Genomic DNA, 17886 nt, shown 5'->3' with positions numbered 1-17886 from the left:
TTAATTCAAGTGATACTGTAATGCCAGTTGTGTGCTAAAGTTGCCGAATAAGTAGTTTTCGTGGGAGTTAACAATATTTTTCCTGCAATCTACATACAGATTTATATTGAACCGCTGTGATACAGCCGCCCCGGCAGTCTGTTTAATGCCTACTTGTTCTACTACTGACTTATTATTGAGATAGGTAATCCCGCTGCTACAATTAATTATTTTCCAAACCTGATAGCTCCACGCTGATTCCGCGGTAAAAAGATTGCCGTATAAAGCCTGGTCTTTTACATCTTTGTTGTACAATACGCTCAGCGATAACACATGAGTGTTAATAATAAAACTATGGTTCAGGTTCATATTTACCAGTAAGCTTTTTACAGGTAGTATATTAATTTGTTGCAAGCCAAATACCAAGTTAGAATTGTTGGGCAGGGAAAACAAATGTCCGTTCCATTGTGACGACACCGATATGTTACGATTAAGATAACCTGTTTGCGTAACACTATCTATTACACCTTTCATCATAGACTGTCCTATATGGGACGAGAAAGTAAGGCGCTTCTTTGCCCTGATACTAAAGTCAACAGCGAACTGGCTATTCTTCCATTTGCTGTTATCCATTGCACCCGTGTGCGTATCCTGCATATCGGCCCTGAACCCAAGGGACAACTTACGTTTATTAAATTTTCTTGCTACGTTCAAACCGTATTTCATTGTACCACGGGTAGTTCCCGGGGCGCCGGGATTGCTATATCCCATACCTGCGTAACTTACATATGCACGTTGCGACATATCCAGAGATTTTACCGCACCATCATAATGTAAACCTATCGACACAGTTTCCCACAAATCATTTAACATGGACAATGCCGCCGCTTTAGAAGCCAGCAAATTATCATTGCCCACAGCGCTATTTTGATACGTAGTATTTGACTTGGAAAGTTCACCGGCAATGGTGCCATATTGTCCCAGGCTAATTTGTTCCGACACAGCGCCTACAAATATATTCTTTGGCAACCTCGGCATATCAAACGATGCTGTGGTACTTTGTTTAGCATTTGCATTTAGCGCGCCCACATGCGTATGTGCTTCTTCTAAATCCCCTACCCCAATTTGCAAAAACTGCGTCGCAAAATTTCCCGGGTCAATACTGCTATTTAATCCTACGTTTTTAATGTCGGCAGCATCATTACGGGTACCTGCTCCCAGCATCAAAAATTTATTATTCACCAAAAAAGATCCCTGCGCACCAGACATAAATAAATCCTTCACCAAACCCTTTCCCTCTCCTCCTATATTACCCGCTTGCAGCTGCTTTGCCTGCAATAATATTCTTTGAAAGAAATTCAATGGCAACAGCGATTGGATATTTCTCTGCTGGCCAGCTACACTATTAATATTAGTGGAAATCTTATCATTGACTAATTGCTGCGACGTCATCGTTTGTTTAGCAGCCAGTTCCTTTCCCAGCATCGCTTTCAGGCTGTAGATTCTATCGAGGTACCGCTGAGACATCTCCTGTGCTGTACTATCCAGTGTTTTACCAGCTACCGGCACAACATCAGGTTGCAATAATCTATTATCGGCAAATAACTGTTTAATCTGACTACTATCCAGATAAATCAATTCATCAGGGCTGATCAACTGTTTCAACGCACTATTACCACTCAACGTTTGCAGTTCTTTTTGCGCCTCGTCTATTTCCTTGCTGATATATGATTTTAAAGCTGCTGAAACATTAATATCCTGTAAAAAATATTTATTAACGTCAAAAGATTTATTGACGTATTTATTCATTCTTTCAAGGTAAGCCGCTTTATCAAAAGAGATATTTTTAAGCCCTTTATTAAACCCTGCTAATCCTTCCGGGTATTGCCCGGCAATATCTGTAAACTGAATATTGAAAGGGATATTCCCTACCACCAGCTGGTCTTCTATACTGGCGCGTGCCTGTACTGGCGAAAGCGCACCTTCGGCATTATTGGTCACTATAACAACGGAAGCCCCATGGAACTGATTACCGAATGCTCCCCGTTTCATAAACGCGGGAATATTGACATCATTTTTAAACGCATAAAAGCCTCTCAACTTTTCGTCCAGGTATTTATTAACCCGGCCTGTATCTTTAAAAAGCATATATCCCTGCTGTACCCGTTGCAATTGTTTATCGCCATAGGTTTGCTGTATATGCGTATAAAACTGTTGACGTGCAGTATCATTTAACCCCGCGGTAACCTTACCTTTAACAGCGGTAATAGTGGTTTTAAGATTAATAGAATCCATCAGCGCATGCTGCATGGCTGTACTGGTAACAGGAGACACCGATACATGGGCTGTATTGGTAAGTGGATGGTGTTGCGCTTGTATAGGGACGCTAAGTACCAATCCCAATGGGACAAAACAAAATCGTCTAATCATATGATATGAATAGTAATATATGCCAATTACAAAAAGCCGGTTAGCGCTTTTCTAAAAGGGTGAACAATAATGGTATTACACAGTTTCCAAAATAGGTACAATAAATTATTCAGGTTATGAATATATTCTCATGACTATAATAAATTAGTACTCATGCAACATAGTTACAAGCTACAGAGGTATAACAAGCTATAACAGCAATAAGAATTTTTTATCTCTCAGGGGCAAATGTAAGAAAACACTTTTTACACTTGTATAACATCTTAATGTAATTATTTAATAAAATTTCCACTCCGGAAATATAAAAAAAATATAACGTTGCAGATGATACGAAAATGATTATTATGGCAGATAATAATGGGTAAAAACTGGCACTACAATCAGGCAGGAAGTATGTATAAAATATACAACCGGGAAGCGCAAATGAGCGGCTTCCCGGTTGCTTTGTATTAATCCGCTGTTTCGATACAGATTTAAAGGGTTAGTCTGGTTGCTGTAGCATAATTTGGCTTTGCCTCTGATACATCAATTAAGGCACCAACTCTGAAAAAATACTGCATTCCTTGTTTTAAGGCAGGGTTAGAAGGCAAATCTATCTCCAATTGGTATACAGTATTTACATTAGTAGAAGAATCTATTGTTTGTTCGGCTTTCACCAACCACAAAGGTTCTCCTACCGCTGCCTCTGTATGGGCATATAAACCTATCTTTTTCACTTTTCCAGGTACCACTTGTTCCAGGTTAAAACTGGCCACCACTTTGGAACCGGTTTTCTGTATAGCAACATTTTGCAGGCGTATATATGGCTGAACCAGAAAATCTATTTTTGTGTTTCCTTTTACGGTGAAACGCTGAACTTCCATTGGTAAACAATTACCTCTCACCGGTCTGATTTCATAAGTTCCTCCGAACACAAGGGCATTCCTGAAAGTTCCGTCATTTTTAATCACCATATATTGACTTACAGGGTTTGCAAAACCTTGTTCAATCAATTCGATCTGGGTGCCATTAATAATGTCCTGTTCAACTAACTGATTTGTTTTAGCGTCGAGCATGGATCCGTAAATGGTTGAATCTGGCCCATTATAGTTATCCTGTTTGCAGGAGCTCACTGACAGTAATAACGTGATAGCTGTAACGAGCAACTTTAATCGTTTCATCTTTTTCATATACACATTAATATTGAGGATTTTGAACCAATCCATTTGATGCAATTCCCGGGATGGACACATAATACCATTTGGGCAAGAATGTAGCGGGAACTGTTTTAGAAGATGTTTTACGTATAAAAATGTATTTCGCAGGGCTGGTACGCAAGTCCAGTACAGGCACGAGTGCCCGGCGAGAAGTATTATTCATCAGCGTGTGAAAATCCCTTCTGCGGATAAGGTCCCAGAACCTTTTATTTTCAAACGCCAGTTCCATCATACGGTTTCTCAAAACATTGTCTACTGTAAGGGGAATATCTGTTGTATGTCCGGCTCTGCGGCGAATTGCATTGAGCGCTTTGGCTCCTTCGGCTTGCATCGTACCACTTTCCGCAGCAGCTTCTGCGAAGTTCAGAAGCACTTCGGCATACCTGAATTCCATCCAATCCTGTGTACATTGTTTTTCGTCTGGCGGAATCACACCAGGGGAAAGAAATTTCTTATAACTGAACCCAGAGCGCGTCATTCCTATATTAGAGGGATCAAATCCTGAATAGTCGGTCCAGTTGGCTGCTCCGAATGTATAATATGTAACGCCATTCACGGTAGTGGATGCATCAGTTTCTATTTTCGGCGTTCCATCCTGCTGGATAAATCCACCCTGTATAACAATCGTTTTTTCTTTCCATGTAGTACCGGGCAGTATCACTGTTCCCCACAAACGGGCATCTTTGTCTTTAAAAATATCATTCGGACCGTCAAAATGCAGGTATTTGCGGGAAGGATCATATCCATTATAGTTGTTGATATCCCCGTCTTCTGTAGTGACGATTGGTGCTGCCTGGCCCGGATTTGAATAGCTTTCATACTGATCCACAAATTCCAGGGAAGGGTTCATACGTCCCGGAGCAAACCATCCATTGGAAGTTTGATTTGAATTGTACCAGATATCGTAGTTATGGGCATCAAAGCCAACCTTGGCATATCCTTTTATCATAATGGGTTCCGGAAGTGCTTCACTTTCAGCCGCATTAGGATTCTGGAAAAGGGCAGTGTAATTAGCTACGGCCTCTTCTTTGCTGGAGGGATTCGGCTTGTACAAACCAAATTTACCCGAATTCATGATTACTGCAGATGCCTTGATACATTCATCATAATACCGGTTAGCTTCAGTAGCAGGGATACCTACCAGTCCCTTGTCTACTGCTGCACCGGAAAGTGGAGCCTTTCTCCAAAATTTCGCGATTGACGCAGCAAATAGCGCCGTGCGTGACTTAAGCGCATAAGCAGTCCATTTAGTGGCTCTCCGTTTGTCATCGCTGGCCCTTGTTTCCGGAAGAAATTCAATTGCCTTGTCGCATTCATTGAGGATAAAATCCCAGGTCTCCTGTTCCTTATTCCTCGGCACTTTCAATTCTTCCACATTGCCGGTATATTTTTGCGCCGTTTGAATTAAAGGTACTCCACCATATCTTTTTGCGAGTCCGAAATAAGCAAACGCCCTGATGAAATGGCATTCACTTTTTATCTGGTTCCTATCTGCCTCCGATATTTTCAATCCTGGTAACAAATCCAAAAGCACATTTGCATCTCTTATCAACTGATAACCCGGCTCCCACCAGCTATTATAGCCATCTCCCATGCTGAGATCCCACTGGGAGTGGATCGCTTCATCAGTCAGGAAAGCATTGCTTAATACAGAAGGGCCCATCCATTCCACGTAAGACCAGCCTTTATCGTAAAATTTAAAATCCTCTATGGGTAACTTCCCATACAAGTTCGCCATATAAACCCTTGTTCCCATTAAAGGGTCCGCGAAAAGGGCATCGCTGTCAAGTTTGTCAGTGGGGCGTCTGTCCAGGAAATCTTTTTTACAACCTCCGCAGAGTAAGACCGTCACCAGTATCCAAGTTATATTTCTTAAAAGAGTCATTTTTTGAAAATTTAAAATGTCACGTCAACGCCTACGTTATAGCTTTTTGTAAGCGGGTAGGTGTATCCACCGCTATAATTTCCTTCTATTTTTTCCGGATCAAACTGTCTTACAAATGATCCTGCAAATGTGAACAGGTTATGGGCATTTGCATATACCCTGATATTTTTGATACCAGTTCTCATCATGAAGGGGGAATGAATCGTGTAACCCAGCATGATACTCTTCATACGTAAATAAGAAGCATCTTTTCTCCATATTTCACTTTCCAATCCCATAGCTCCCCGGTTAGCTTCGTAGCGTGTAGCCGGCCATTTTCCAGGTACCCATTCACTGTTGGGATTATAAGGATCTACTTGGTGCCATCTGTCATAAAAAAATTCTGGGGAGTTACCATTGAAGTTGAAAGGACCGGCATAGGTTTGACCAAATCTGAGCGTGTATTTACCGGAACCCTGCATGACCATGTTCAAGTCAAATCCTTTCCATTCAGCATTTAAAATCAGACCGTAGTAATATTTAGGATCGCCATTACGAAAAAGAGGTAGCATATCATTTGAATCAATGATACCATCACCGTTTACATCAACATATCTGAAATCGCCCGGGAGTTCCTTTATATTGCCAAGATTACCGTCTTGGATAGGTGCATAAAATATTTCTTCCTGATTCTGGAATTGCCCTGCTACTTTGTATCCCCACAAAATATCTGTCCATCTGCCTTCAGTGCCGTTTTTCCATTTTTCCATGCTGCTCCTGAAATTAGATCCTTCTACATGGCGGGCCATTGTTCTGCTGAAGCTGAAATTACCCTTAATGCCATAAGAGAAGTTGCCTATTTTACGTGCATGCCCAACCGATATATCAAAACCGACTATACGATCGCTGTTCAGATTTTCCTGCGGCAATGTTCCACCAAAGGTATTGGGTAAAGACACATTTCTGTAAGCTAACAAGCCAGAGCGATCCCTTTGGAAGACATCACCTTCAAACGTGAGCATACCCTTAAATAAAGAGGCTTCCAGTCCGATATTGGAAATATTTGATTTATACCATGTAAGGGATTCATTGATGATGGGAGGAGAAGCAACACCATCCAGATAGGTTCCGTCAGAAAATTCATATCCCGCACCACCTGAAGTGGAAAAACCTTGTACATATTGGAATGCATTGGCAGAATTATCTTGTCCTACGATACCGTATGAGCCCCTGATTTTAAGGTAGGAAATTGCCGGGAGAGTATTTTTAATAAAATTTTCCTCTGAAAGAATCCATCCACCAGACATTACCGGAAAGAATCCCCATCTTTTGTTAGGCGAATAGCGATAGGAACCATCAAACCGTCCGGCAAATTCCAACAGGTACTTGTTTTTGAAATTATAATTCAGGCGACCGAGATAAGACTTATTAGCCGTTTCTCCTTCATTACCGGCCGTTTGCTGTACATTCGGACTGGCCTGGTCAAGTTGGTCATTTGTATAAAAGTTGTACTGGCGGCTCAGGTACGAATAACGGCTACCGGTTTCCCGTTGCTCATACACGATAGTAGCGTCTACGTTATGATTCCTGGCAATAGTAGTGTTATAAAGAAGCTGCGACTGTAGATTTACACTATTATAGTCGTAGTTAGTGTTGGAAATCTTAGCCGGATTATTTTTAAGAAATGGCGTGTAGGTATTGGTCTCCTTGTCGTAAGTAAATACACGATAGGTTTTTACCAGGCTCTTACCCAGCTGATCATTGCTATCGTAGCTTGCTGTACCCTTTATTTTTAATCCTTTCAGAAATGGCGCGGTGTAAGTTAAACCAATTACCGACTGGAATGATTTGTTTTTAACCTGGTTATAACCTGTATAATCAGCGTTTGAAAGCATAACAGGATTATCTAATGGAAGCACCATGGCAGGGTAAAGCGGGTTACCATTGGCATAAACCGATTCTGTAGGCAGGGTGGTGCGTGTTTGTTTGAATATAGTGAAGAAGTCTGTTCCAGGCTTGCTTTGTTTGTCCGTCATCCCAGACAGCCTAAGGTCGGCCACCAGATTTTTTAACAGTTGTGCGGAAATGTTACTACGGAATGTGTACTTCTTATAATTCATATCCCCGGACTTCAATAACCCTTCATCATTTTGAAGACCCAGGCTCAAATAATAGTTTACCTTATCATTTCCACCTTGTGCACTGAGGTTGTGTTGAGACTGGGTAGCGAATTTTTTGAACGTTTCTGCATACCAGTCTGTAGAGCCATATCCGGGAAGTCCTTGCTGGTACTTTGCAAGCTCTTCTTTAGATAAAATAGGACCAGCCCCTGCATTGATGTTTGCTTCATTCATCATCTCCATGTATTGAGCAGCATTGGTCATGGCAGGAACATTAGTTGGCCGTTGCATGCCGGTAACGTAACCGTAATTAAATTTGGTTTTACCGGATGTTCCTTTTTTCGTAGTGACTATCACTACACCATTAGCAGCATTTAACCCATAAATGGCTGCGGCTCCATCTTTCAGTATTGAGATACTTTCAATGTCGGAAGGATTGAGCTTCTGGAATTCCACTGCACCGTCGCGGGCAATACCATCAATTACAAATAAAGGAGAGCCAAATCCACGGATATTGATCATTGTATTAAAGTCTCCCGGTTCTCCTGTATTCTGTCTGATCTGCAGGCCAGGAATTTTCCCTTCTAGGCTTTGAGCAAGGCTGGAATGTGTGGTAGTGGTTATTTCATCCGCTACCAGATTGGAGATTGCGCCGGTGAGGGTTCCTTTTTTCTGTACACCATATCCAACAACCACTAGCTCATTGAGTCCTGCATTAGAAGCTTCTAAGCGAACATTCAGTTCAACCTGGCCTTTAACAGTAACTTCTTGCCGGTTAAAGCCCAAATAGGAAATAATCAGCACGGCACCATCGGGTACAGTTAATTTAAAGTGTCCGTTTTCATCGGTAATAGCGCCCTGGGTAGTGCCCTTTATCTGAACGGTTACTCCTTGCAAAGGTTTTCCTGTTGCTAAGTCAGTAACATTTCCCGATACCTCTGTAACAACAGGTGAAGTAGCGCTTACCAGATCTACCTTTCGTTCTACTACGATCGTTTTGTTTATGATCCGGTATGTAAGCGGCTGTTCCCTGAAACAGTGCTCCAACACATTTTCCAGGGAAGCATTCTTCACATTGATATCAATGTTCCGGGTATTGTGAAGTTGCTCCATCGTACAGAGGAAGTCGTAACCCGATTGCTTTTTAATGACTCTGAAAACTTTTTCAAGTGTTGAATTATGCTGGGAAAGGGTGATCCGTTGAGAGTATACATCCGCTCTCACCTGGAGTCCCAATGCCAGCATACAAAAAGTGGCCAATTTCATTGTTTTAATACAGAGATTAGCTAGTCCGGGGAAATAGTGCCGGGCAGATACAGACCGGTCCTTTTCCCCTTTCATGAGAAAAAATAATTGCATACCTTTGGCATGTTAGGGTGAATAATCAGTTGTTAATGCGATTGAATTTTTTAATGCCCTAATTACAACCGCGGCGGTGCAACGCTGCGGTTTTTTTATGGACAATTGTATATTTATTTCATTATTGTATTTTTCCCTGGAGAAACGATAATCTTTGAATTCTTTTCTGAGAATTTCACAGCGCCGGTTACTTCCAGCATTTTAAATATTTCCCACGCACTTACATTCCGGGGAATCGTTCCTATAAAGTGCTCCGATACAGCCCCTGTATATTGAACGTCTATGTTGTACCATCTGCTCAACTGGCGCATGACAGACTGGATGTCTTCCCCCGAAAATTCGAAGTTGCCATTTTTCCATGCGATAACCTGGTCTGGGTCTATGTCTTTTACCACTTCGATATAAGTGGAACCTGGTTTTACTCTCGCCTGCTGGCCAGGTTGGAGTAACGCGCTATTAGCGCCCCTTTTTACCCTTACCGCTCCTTCCAACAGTGTTGTGCGCAACGTATACTCATCGGCGTAGGCCATTACATTAAAATGGGTTCCCAGCACTTCTATCTCTACCCGCTCATTGGCGTTTGCAATGCTTACCCGGAATGGACGCGATACATCTTGCGCTACTTCAAAGTATGCTTCGCCACTAAGTTCCACTACCCTATCGGTATGGCGCCTGAAATGAACAGGAAAACGTAGCGAAGAAGCAGCATTCAACCAAACTTTACTGCCATCTGCCAAGATCACCTGATACTCCCCACCCCTTGGCGTCAGGATGGTATTGTATGCACTGGTATCGTTATCCTGGTTACTTGTTTGATAGGCCAGTTGCCCCGAATCGAGCTTAATAATCGTAGTATTGCCTTGCCTGGTAAGGGAACCATTTCCAACACTGTCCAGTGGTATTATGCTACCATCAGAAAGCTGGAGGACGGCTTTGTTTACTCCGGGAGAAAGAGGCGAAATTTGGGACAATGATACCGGCGCGTTCCGCTCAACAGTTTTCCAACAGTAACCGGCAACGCCTAAAATCAATGTAAAACAGGCAGCTACCCATAGCCATTTCCTTTTTACGGGCGCCATTGCCATTATTTTTGCACGCTTGCCGCCTATAGCTTTCCATACTTTCTCATTTTCCCAAACATGCTCATCGCCTAGTTGGTCCATGATTGCCATACCATCCTCTACAAATTGCTCGTCTGTACAACGGAGCAACAATTGCCGGTTTCTCTCCGAAGCATTAACCCACGTATCGAGTTCGGCTTTCTCCGTTGTATCCAGTTCCTGGCAGAGGTACTTTAATATCAGCGTAACAATTCTTTGATTTTTTGATTCCATTTAGAAAGATTGCCTTGAATACAGGAACAATTACTAGAAGAACGAGCCAACAACATGTTTAACCAAATGAAAAGCATAAATTTTTTAAGAAATTACAGTTCTTACGATGCTATAGACATGAAATAGCGTACAATAGGCCAATAGTATCCACAGATAGAAAGCCGGCAGATCTTTTTTTAATAACGCCGCACGTAAGAGTTGTAATGCTCTTGTTTTTTGGTTAAGTACTGTTTGTGGTTGAATGCCCATAAGAGCGGCAATTTCCGAGGTGGTTTTCTTACCAAAAAATAACAGTTTGAATACCTGCCCACATTGCGGCGGCAGTTCTCTTATTTCTACATAAAGCTTGTGGAGGATTTCTGCCTGTATCCTTTTCTCGTCTATCAGGATTTCCGACTCCTGCGAAAGATAGGATATTTCATCATGCGCAGACTCATGCCGTTTTCTAGCCCTGATAAGGTCGATGCAAGCATGCCGGGTTGCTACATACAGAAATGCACGAATACCATTGATGTCAGTAAAGTTCATCCTTTTCTCCCATAGCTTGATCATTACTTCTGAAACAATATCCTGTGATTCAGCGTAATCATTAATGATACTGTATGCAAAATAATGGAGTGGCTTGTTGAATTGTTGGTATACATAGTTAAAAGCCGCCGTTTTTCCCTTATTGAAACTGGCAATTTGAAATTCTTCCATGGTCTGAAATTCCGTTATCAGTAAATACCGCTACAGGGGCATTCGAAACGATGATATAGGCCCGTTTAAAGCACAACATTTATCTATCGGTAATGGACAAAAACAACGATACTATACCTTTTTTACACCTGTTGCTTCCAACATCAGGTTATGCAATTCATAGTTTTTCATAAAAGGTTTAAGAAGGTCGCTACCTGGTCCCATCATAGCCAATTCCACATGGTCGGAAGAGTGATCCATAGAAGCCCAGCTTACATTGGTGTAGTTGGCAATAATTTCTGCGAATTCCTTAAATGGCAACCTGTATTTGTTATAAAGCCCTTCCCCATCAAGTTTAACATAGTGGTCGAGTACAGACTGGGCTTCTTTCGGCGTGATGGTGAATCCTAATGCAGCATCGATCCTTTCCCTTACCTGGGAGGTAGAGAAATCTTTCTCAATGCCATTTAATATCCAATCATTAGTATGCTTGAAATGCTGAATGGCATCAAATTTTTTATTCATCGTGCTACCACCAAATATTCCTGGATTTGCATTTCCATGATCAGTAGTAATAATAATGAGCGTGTTTTTATCCTTTTCCGCAAAGTCTACGGCCACCTGAATTGCTTCGTCAAATGCAACCTGATCATATATCAACGCTCCCAGATCGTTGGAGTGTGCTCCCCAGTCTACTTTCCCTCCTTCAACCTGTAATACGAAACCTTTCTTGTTCCTGTTAAGCCTTTCAATAGCTACCTTGGTCATTTCAGCCAATGTTGGAACAGTTGTCTGTAAGCTGGGTGTATGCAGGTGATCGAGGCTATAAGGGAGAGCATCCCCATGGAATACCGCCATTAACGGCTTTTCTATGTTAGCCTGTAACATTTCCTGTTTATGGCGTGCAACTACAAAACCTGAGTCGGTGTATTTCTGGAACAGGTGCTGTTTATCCGAACGCGTTTCTGCGCTGAAATAATCTACACCACCCCCCATCATTACATCAAACCGCAATGCCAGATATTGTTCAGCGATTTCCGGCTGAGAATTCCTGTTGGCATTATTTACACAAAATCCGGCGGGAGTTGCATGTGTAATGGGAACAGACGTAACACAACCGGTGGCTTTCCCTGCAGCTTTGAATTTCTGAAGGATGGGAGTATTAAATGATCCGTCGGCATTTACATTTAACATACCATTCGGCACCCGCTTACCGCCGCCCCATGATGAACTACCGGCTGCGGAATCCGTTACCAGGTTATCAGCAGAAGCAGTATCCATTAATCCTCTTTTTCCTTTTCCTTCTTCATATAGCCTGATCCAATTACTGGAACGGCCTTCTTTCCTCTGAAGAAGCATATTAGCCATCGACAATGTGCCAATGCTCATACCATCACTTACCAGAAAAATAATATTGCGGGCGGTTGTTCCGTCCCATTTCTCCTCATTGTTCTTTTTGTTTCCTGCGGTTAATCCTACCGGGAAAAATACTGAACTAGCTAACGCAGCTAGTGAGGATTGCTGTAAAAATTTTCTTCTTTCCATTTTTATACTTTCCTTAAAAAAGTAAAGATGATTATGTTGTCTTGAATGTAAAAGCTTTATTACATTAAGGATTTGTTATTTATATTTTACAGAATTTTTTTTGGATTTCTTTTAGTTAAACCGGTGCGAAGTTCGTTCTGAATGAGATTGCTGCAGCATCTTCACAATTCAAATAGCCTTTACAAAAAAAGTCTTATATGCTAATACGGAACATTTACCGTGTCTTCTTTTTCCTGCTCATACCCATATACGTATGCGCGCAGGATGTTCATAAATTAACCGGTTACCAAGGCATTAAAGGTAGCGTGTTGGATGCTGAAACAGGAAAACCATTGTCTGCGCGGATAGAAATAAGAGATACGACAGGGCGCCTGCAATCTACTTACTACCATCAGTTAGATGGAATTTTTACAGCAGAAGACGGCACCTTCTCTTTACCTCTGAGGCCAGGTAAGTATACCATGAAAATTATCCACGGTATAGATTTTCTTACAAAGAAAATTGATTTTGCTATTTCAGAAAAAGAAGGTGCTAGTGCTATCATCCGCCTTGATCCTTGGGTAAAGCTGAAACAACGGGGATGGCTAAATGGTGATGGGCATGCACATCTTTATTCTGATATAAAGATGAATGATACCATGACCAAACAGGTTCGCCGTTTATGCCTTGCACAAGGAGTAGATTTCATCAGTGCCTGTCAGGGCTGGGCTGGTTATAATGATGATAACTGGCGTAGTGAATACGGAAAAGTAAGTGACGAAAAGTTTCAGTTGTTTTATGGAGCTGAAATGCCTAAATACCGGAGCGGGCATGTTTGGTGGCTTGGCCTTGCAAGTACTCGCGGTTACTTCGAGCACCTGATGGATACGGCATATGAAAATCAATATTACCAGGCTCCCATACACACCAACTGGGATTTTTCCTGGCTCAAGTTTAGCTTTATACCTGATATTGAAGTGATCTCACGGTATTCCAAGTACGAAAAAGCACACGCTGTAATTGCACATCCTACCAGCTGGTGGATGCAGCCCAGAGAAAATATAACAAAGTATACTACGAATATTACCGGCAACCTTTCATTCGGCCTATTATCTGGCAATGTCTGGAATGGTATGACGGTAATGGGTTATATGGCCGATAATTATTTTTATCAGAACATCTGGTTTCACTTACTTAACGAAGGATATATCATGCCGCCCTTTTCTGAGCTGGATGGTGGATACCCTGCAGACAACAAGTTTTATTACGGCTATTTACGCACTTATTATTTAACAGATCCTGCTATTGCAGATCCTCTTACCCGTATTACGGATGCTGTTCAGAAAGGACATACTTTTGTTACTTCCGGCCCAATCATATTGGCAGATATCGACAAAAAGTACAATGTAGGAGATATCATTCCATTAGATAAAAGCACCCGCAAACTTCATATAGAGGCATACGCTTCTGGTGAAACCTCAGATTATCTTTCGTATGTGATCGTATTCAGGAACGGAAAAATATATCACTCATGGGATTTGAGGGATAAGAAACCCCGCACATTAAAACAGGAAATTTCTTTAAGCGAAAAAGATGATGCATGGTACGTGGTTAAAGTATATGGAAAGGACGCCTGGCAACAACCGGAAAACATCGACGTGATGGCATATTGCCAAAACCTAGAAAATGCTCCTGAAAAGAAAGGGTTGGACGGCGCTGCACCTGCTGTAGCCATCACATCTCCGTTCTATTTCCGTCATGCCGGAGTAACCAGCCCCCAGCCGCTTATTTCGGAAGTTAACCTGGAAGTTACTGATCCAAACACAAACGATCGTATCAATGAAGGTAAGGTAAGTATATTCCTTGCAGGTGAAAAAATTGATTCCTTCCAGTTGCATAATGGGATAGCCCACTTTACAATGCCCGTTAACAGCTTAATAACAATAACCAATGGCAATAAAACCATCACCAGGGGATTGTATCTTGATTATCCACCTTACTTGGCTATATTGGAAAGGATTGCCAACGGAAATTGGCGCGATGATCATAATTGGATCAATACACTAGTTCCTGGTCATGTACCATGGTCTGTATTTGCCTATGATGAAACCAGCAAGCTACTGCGAAATGTAAAATGGAAAATAAAGTTTGAAGACAATGAGCGGGATGATTTATGGAAAGATTTTGATGCGCTGTTTAATAAATAACCGGCAATAACTTATTTTATCTATTTATCTGAACAGGATTACCATTCATTATATGGTGTATATCGAAATTAAAAAGCCATCAAAATGCATATTTTGATGGCTTTTAATTTTCATTCCAATGAGAGCAGCTAGTACTTCGGCTGACATTGATAATAAAAATCATTTTGCTTAATGCACGTTGCACCACTTTCACATGTTGTAGCACCAGTATAACCTATTCCTCCACACTGTCCCCAAAGAGGCACAGTAACAACGGTAGTTGATTGAATACTACTCACAAGAATGACAAACATAATTGCTAATCTTTTCATAAAATAAAATTTAGTTGATTATAAAAAACATATTAATGCATAATATTATTCATAAATCTCACCTTGCAGCACAATGCTCTCATTGGTTCATACTTCGAATTGCTGTGCACATAAATATCTTTACTCCTCCCTTTTCAGTTGTATCTAACACCCCTGTAATCTTTCCCATTTCATTGGGTTTAATAGGATATTTTGGTTAATCTAATTGTACACATGAACAAAGATGTTCTGCGTTACTAATCGCAATTGGATTAGATTCCGATAAAAGTATATAAGAATAAGCTAAATAGATACTAAATAGACTAATATTCAGGATCTGACAAATATTATCAGAATTCAAGCTAAATACTACAGTAATAATGGGGTACCCCTTATCAATTTGTAGAATTATTAAGTATTCGTCGAACGTTGAGTAAAATGCTTAAAATAGTTAGCATATCTTCCTTTATACAAAGCCTTGATAAGATTGATAACTAACAACGTTATAAGAATAAAATTCAGTAACAGCAGTAACTTATACTACCACACAACAACTAACCACATCTAAAAACCAAACTCACAGGAGATTTGATAGATATCCGTTTTTTTATTTTGATCTATTATTTTATAATATCTTATAAAATGACGTTGTAGCATGATTTAATAAAAAAATATTTTCTATATTTTTTCTAACTTAGAAGTGATAAACATTTATTTTCTTACCTGTTTACCTTTTTTGACCTATGAGGAAATTAGCCCTTTTCCTGGTTCCTCTGTTGGCATTTTCATTGTTGTTAACAAATTGCACAAAAGAAGCAGTTTACAGTTGTAATGAGAAAGTTGATGCCTGGGTAAAAGAAAACAAAACTGCCGTTGAGCAAATGAGCAGGTCTCAGATTTTGGAAAAAAGTGATGATTTTCAAAAAGCTATCTATGCAGCTTCATCATCAAACAAAAAGTATGACTTATGGTTTGCCAAACTAAATGAAGTCCAGAGGATGGACTGGAATGAACAGGAGCTGAAGCATATCGCTTTATTAAAAAGTTACCTATCTGTAGAACTATTCAAAAGCAAAGACAAACTGGAGGAAATGAAACCCTCTTGAAAAAATGGAAAAACGACGCGATGACTGAACTCGGTTGGGACCTCCGCACAATCGCTTCCGTCGCTGGCAATCTCCGCACCCCTATTAACAAAAAAGGAGATTTCAATGAGCTGGATGCAAAAAAAATGGTGTCTGTTGACGATGCTCTTATAACAGATTCAGAAGCCAGTAAGAGCTGCACATGCAATAAAAACGATGACTACTGCAATGGAGTTATCGGAGGACCTAATGGACCTTTACGCTGCACAACAACTACAAGCAGCTGCAGTTCATCTAGTAGCGGTTGTGGCACATTATGGCTAAGCTCCTGTAATGGACTTTGTTTTTAAGCCTTGTTCCCGATAAACATACAGAGAAATCGCATCTGGTGCTATTTCAAAGACCCAGATGCGATCTTTCAATTTCAGGCAATTCAAAACTGCATCACTAAAAAAAGAAATAACTTGAAAAGGATAAGCACATCTCTTTGGTTGTATGGCTTTGCTTTCTTACTCTTCCTTTTATCTTGTAACATAAAAAAGGCAAAACCTTACCTATTGTATGTAAAAATATTTGACGGCGTTGAATTCGTTAAGACAGATACAATAAAATTAACCGAAATCCAGCCCTTTAGCTATACCTTAAGAGAAGGAATTATTTACCACATGACCCATGACAGCGATACGGTCATTTTTTATAATTCGCTCGAAAATGAAATATGGCTAACATCTTCCACTCCAGATAGCCTGGCTACATTGCAAGATCCCGTCAATATCCAGCTCAGAAACATGCAAAAATTGTTGCTTGCCATTATAAATGAGAAAACAATAACAGGTATAAAACTAGATGAGCTGAATACAACGTATGAAAAACAACAACTTTCATTTAAAGATTACCAAAAGCTTAAAGACTCACTCTGGAATAAAAGCATTGAATATTCCGTAAACATAAAATCTAGCCTTGAAAATGCTATGTTCAACAAAGAACTGGATCATACTATTCTGCCTGCATATCTGTTATTTTCTCAAACCGGGGATACTGCCATTTTTAATCTTGAAAAGGAAATATCTCTTTATCAACGGATTGCTGGAAATTACAAATCTCTTAGTAAGCCTACCAAAGCACAACGCACCTTTATCACTTATGTAGATATGTTCGATGAATACCTGCGTGAAAAGCAGGAAAGAGATAACAGGTTACAACCCGGATGTAAAGTCGAAGACCTTTCTTTGCCCAATATTTCCCAAACATATATTTCTTTGGATAAGACATGTTCCATTAATACATTTACGCTATTGATGTTCGTTAGAAATAGCTGTAGTCTATGTAATGATGAACGGGATTACTGGAAGAACAGATATATAAAAGGAGATGGATTTGAAATATACGAAGTATCTGTGGATGAAACTGGCTCGTTCAAGGATTGGTCGGATATAATCCGTAATAGCCACACTCAAAATTGGTTACAGGTAATGGACACCGCAAGCGAAAAAAACAAGGTTGTAACTAGATTTGATGTGTCTATTACTCCTTCCTCCTATCTATTAAATTGTAGAAGTTAAAACTTAATCTGACAGTTATTGTTAAACAAATAACTCAAAAAGATTAAGATCATGACAACAACAGAAAAGTTAATACAGCCGAAATTGGGGCTGTTGAAGTTAGCAGAGAAACTTGGGAATGTATCAGAGGCTTGCAAGGTATTAGGTTACAGCCGAGATAGTTTCTATCGTTTTGAGAAATTGTATGCAGAAGGAGGCGAATTAGCCTTGAAAGAGATCAGCCGAAGTAAGCCACTATTAAAAAACAGAATACCAGAA

At 40.5% G+C, this 17886-nt stretch carries 13 protein-coding genes; 5 read left to right on the top strand and 8 right to left on the bottom strand.

Going from position 1 to position 17886, the window contains the following annotated elements; genetic code table 11:
• From ACDQ55_RS21145 to ACDQ55_RS21115, 7 genes are all read right to left on the bottom strand, one after another.
• On the bottom strand, positions 1-2409 hold the full coding sequence (locus ACDQ55_RS21145) for a hypothetical protein (RefSeq protein ID WP_420983635.1): 2409 nt from the start codon (positions 2407-2409) through the stop codon (positions 1-3).
• A 473-nt stretch (positions 2410-2882) separates the two neighbouring features.
• A complete protein-coding gene (locus ACDQ55_RS21140; protein ID WP_420983634.1) occupies positions 2883-3578 on the bottom strand; it encodes a DUF3823 domain-containing protein in 696 nt (231 codons plus the stop codon).
• Positions 3579-3585: 7 nt separating this feature from the next.
• Complete coding sequence (locus tag ACDQ55_RS21135) at positions 3586-5490, bottom strand: RagB/SusD family nutrient uptake outer membrane protein (RefSeq protein WP_420983633.1); 1905 nt, start codon at positions 5488-5490, stop codon at positions 3586-3588.
• Positions 5491-5501: 11 nt separating this feature from the next.
• Entirely contained in the window at positions 5502-8948 is a 3447-nt protein-coding gene (locus tag ACDQ55_RS21130; protein WP_420983632.1) for a TonB-dependent receptor, read from the bottom strand.
• Between the two features lie 113 nt (positions 8949-9061).
• Complete coding sequence (locus tag ACDQ55_RS21125; RefSeq protein WP_420983631.1) at positions 9062-10282, bottom strand: FecR family protein; 1221 nt, start codon at positions 10280-10282, stop codon at positions 9062-9064.
• A gap of 84 nt (positions 10283-10366) precedes the next feature.
• A complete protein-coding gene (locus tag ACDQ55_RS21120) occupies positions 10367-10981 on the bottom strand; it encodes an RNA polymerase sigma factor (protein WP_420983630.1) in 615 nt (204 codons plus the stop codon).
• A gap of 111 nt (positions 10982-11092) precedes the next feature.
• Entirely contained in the window at positions 11093-12505 is a 1413-nt protein-coding gene (locus tag ACDQ55_RS21115; protein ID WP_420983629.1) for an alkaline phosphatase, read from the bottom strand.
• 197 nt (positions 12506-12702) lie between these two features.
• Here ACDQ55_RS21115 and ACDQ55_RS21110 point away from each other — a divergent pair, with 197 nt between their 5' ends.
• Positions 12703-14691, top strand: coding sequence for a hypothetical protein (locus ACDQ55_RS21110; RefSeq protein WP_420983628.1), 1989 nt, complete (start codon positions 12703-12705; stop codon positions 14689-14691).
• A gap of 128 nt (positions 14692-14819) precedes the next feature.
• Here the strand turns inward: ACDQ55_RS21110 and ACDQ55_RS21105 are convergent, their stop codons facing one another.
• On the bottom strand, positions 14820-15002 hold the full coding sequence (locus ACDQ55_RS21105; protein WP_420983627.1) for a hypothetical protein: 183 nt from the start codon (positions 15000-15002) through the stop codon (positions 14820-14822).
• Positions 15003-15724: 722 nt separating this feature from the next.
• Here ACDQ55_RS21105 and ACDQ55_RS21100 point away from each other — a divergent pair.
• From ACDQ55_RS21100 to ACDQ55_RS21085, 4 genes are all read left to right on the top strand, one after another.
• Entirely contained in the window at positions 15725-16087 is a 363-nt protein-coding gene (locus ACDQ55_RS21100) for a hypothetical protein (protein ID WP_420983626.1), read from the top strand.
• Positions 16084-16416 (top strand): bacteriocin fulvocin C-related protein, encoded by a 333-nt coding sequence (locus tag ACDQ55_RS21095; RefSeq protein WP_420983625.1) that lies wholly within the window; start codon positions 16084-16086, stop codon positions 16414-16416. The genes ACDQ55_RS21100 and ACDQ55_RS21095 overlap by 4 nt, the downstream gene beginning before the upstream one ends.
• 114 nt (positions 16417-16530) lie before the next feature.
• Positions 16531-17628, top strand: coding sequence for a peroxiredoxin family protein (locus ACDQ55_RS21090; RefSeq protein ID WP_420983624.1), 1098 nt, complete (start codon positions 16531-16533; stop codon positions 17626-17628).
• Between the two features lie 51 nt (positions 17629-17679).
• A partial coding sequence (locus tag ACDQ55_RS21085; RefSeq protein WP_420983623.1) for a helix-turn-helix domain-containing protein occupies positions 17680-17886 on the top strand: 207 nt, incomplete at its 3' end.

It is taken from the genome of Chitinophaga sp. 30R24, from assembly GCF_049056765.1.
In the GTDB taxonomy this organism is placed as follows: domain Bacteria; phylum Bacteroidota; class Bacteroidia; order Chitinophagales; family Chitinophagaceae; genus Chitinophaga.
Note: the sequence above shows the minus strand (reverse complement) of the source record. Positions and strands in the feature narration are given on the sequence as shown.

Excerpts from the sequence above, each read along its gene's own strand:
- ACDQ55_RS21120 (WP_420983630.1), bottom strand. The coding sequence starts at position 10,981 with ATGGAAGAATTTCAAATTGCCAGTTTCAATAAGGGAAAAACGGCGGCT.
- ACDQ55_RS21110 (WP_420983628.1), top strand. The coding sequence starts at position 12,703 with ATGCTAATACGGAACATTTACCGTGTCTTCTTTTTCCTGCTCATACCC.
- ACDQ55_RS21100 (WP_420983626.1), top strand. The coding sequence starts at position 15,725 with ATGAGGAAATTAGCCCTTTTCCTGGTTCCTCTGTTGGCATTTTCATTG.
- ACDQ55_RS21125 (WP_420983631.1), bottom strand. The coding sequence starts at position 10,282 with ATGGAATCAAAAAATCAAAGAATTGTTACGCTGATATTAAAGTACCTC.
- ACDQ55_RS21130 (WP_420983632.1), bottom strand. The coding sequence starts at position 8,948 with ATGCAATTATTTTTTCTCATGAAAGGGGAAAAGGACCGGTCTGTATCT.
- ACDQ55_RS21145 (WP_420983635.1), bottom strand. The coding sequence starts at position 2,409 with ATGATTAGACGATTTTGTTTTGTCCCATTGGGATTGGTACTTAGCGTC.
- ACDQ55_RS21140 (WP_420983634.1), bottom strand. The coding sequence starts at position 3,578 with ATGAAAAAGATGAAACGATTAAAGTTGCTCGTTACAGCTATCACGTTA.
- ACDQ55_RS21135 (WP_420983633.1), bottom strand. The coding sequence starts at position 5,490 with ATGACTCTTTTAAGAAATATAACTTGGATACTGGTGACGGTCTTACTC.
- ACDQ55_RS21115 (WP_420983629.1), bottom strand. The coding sequence starts at position 12,505 with ATGGAAAGAAGAAAATTTTTACAGCAATCCTCACTAGCTGCGTTAGCT.
- ACDQ55_RS21105 (WP_420983627.1), bottom strand. The coding sequence starts at position 15,002 with ATGAAAAGATTAGCAATTATGTTTGTCATTCTTGTGAGTAGTATTCAA.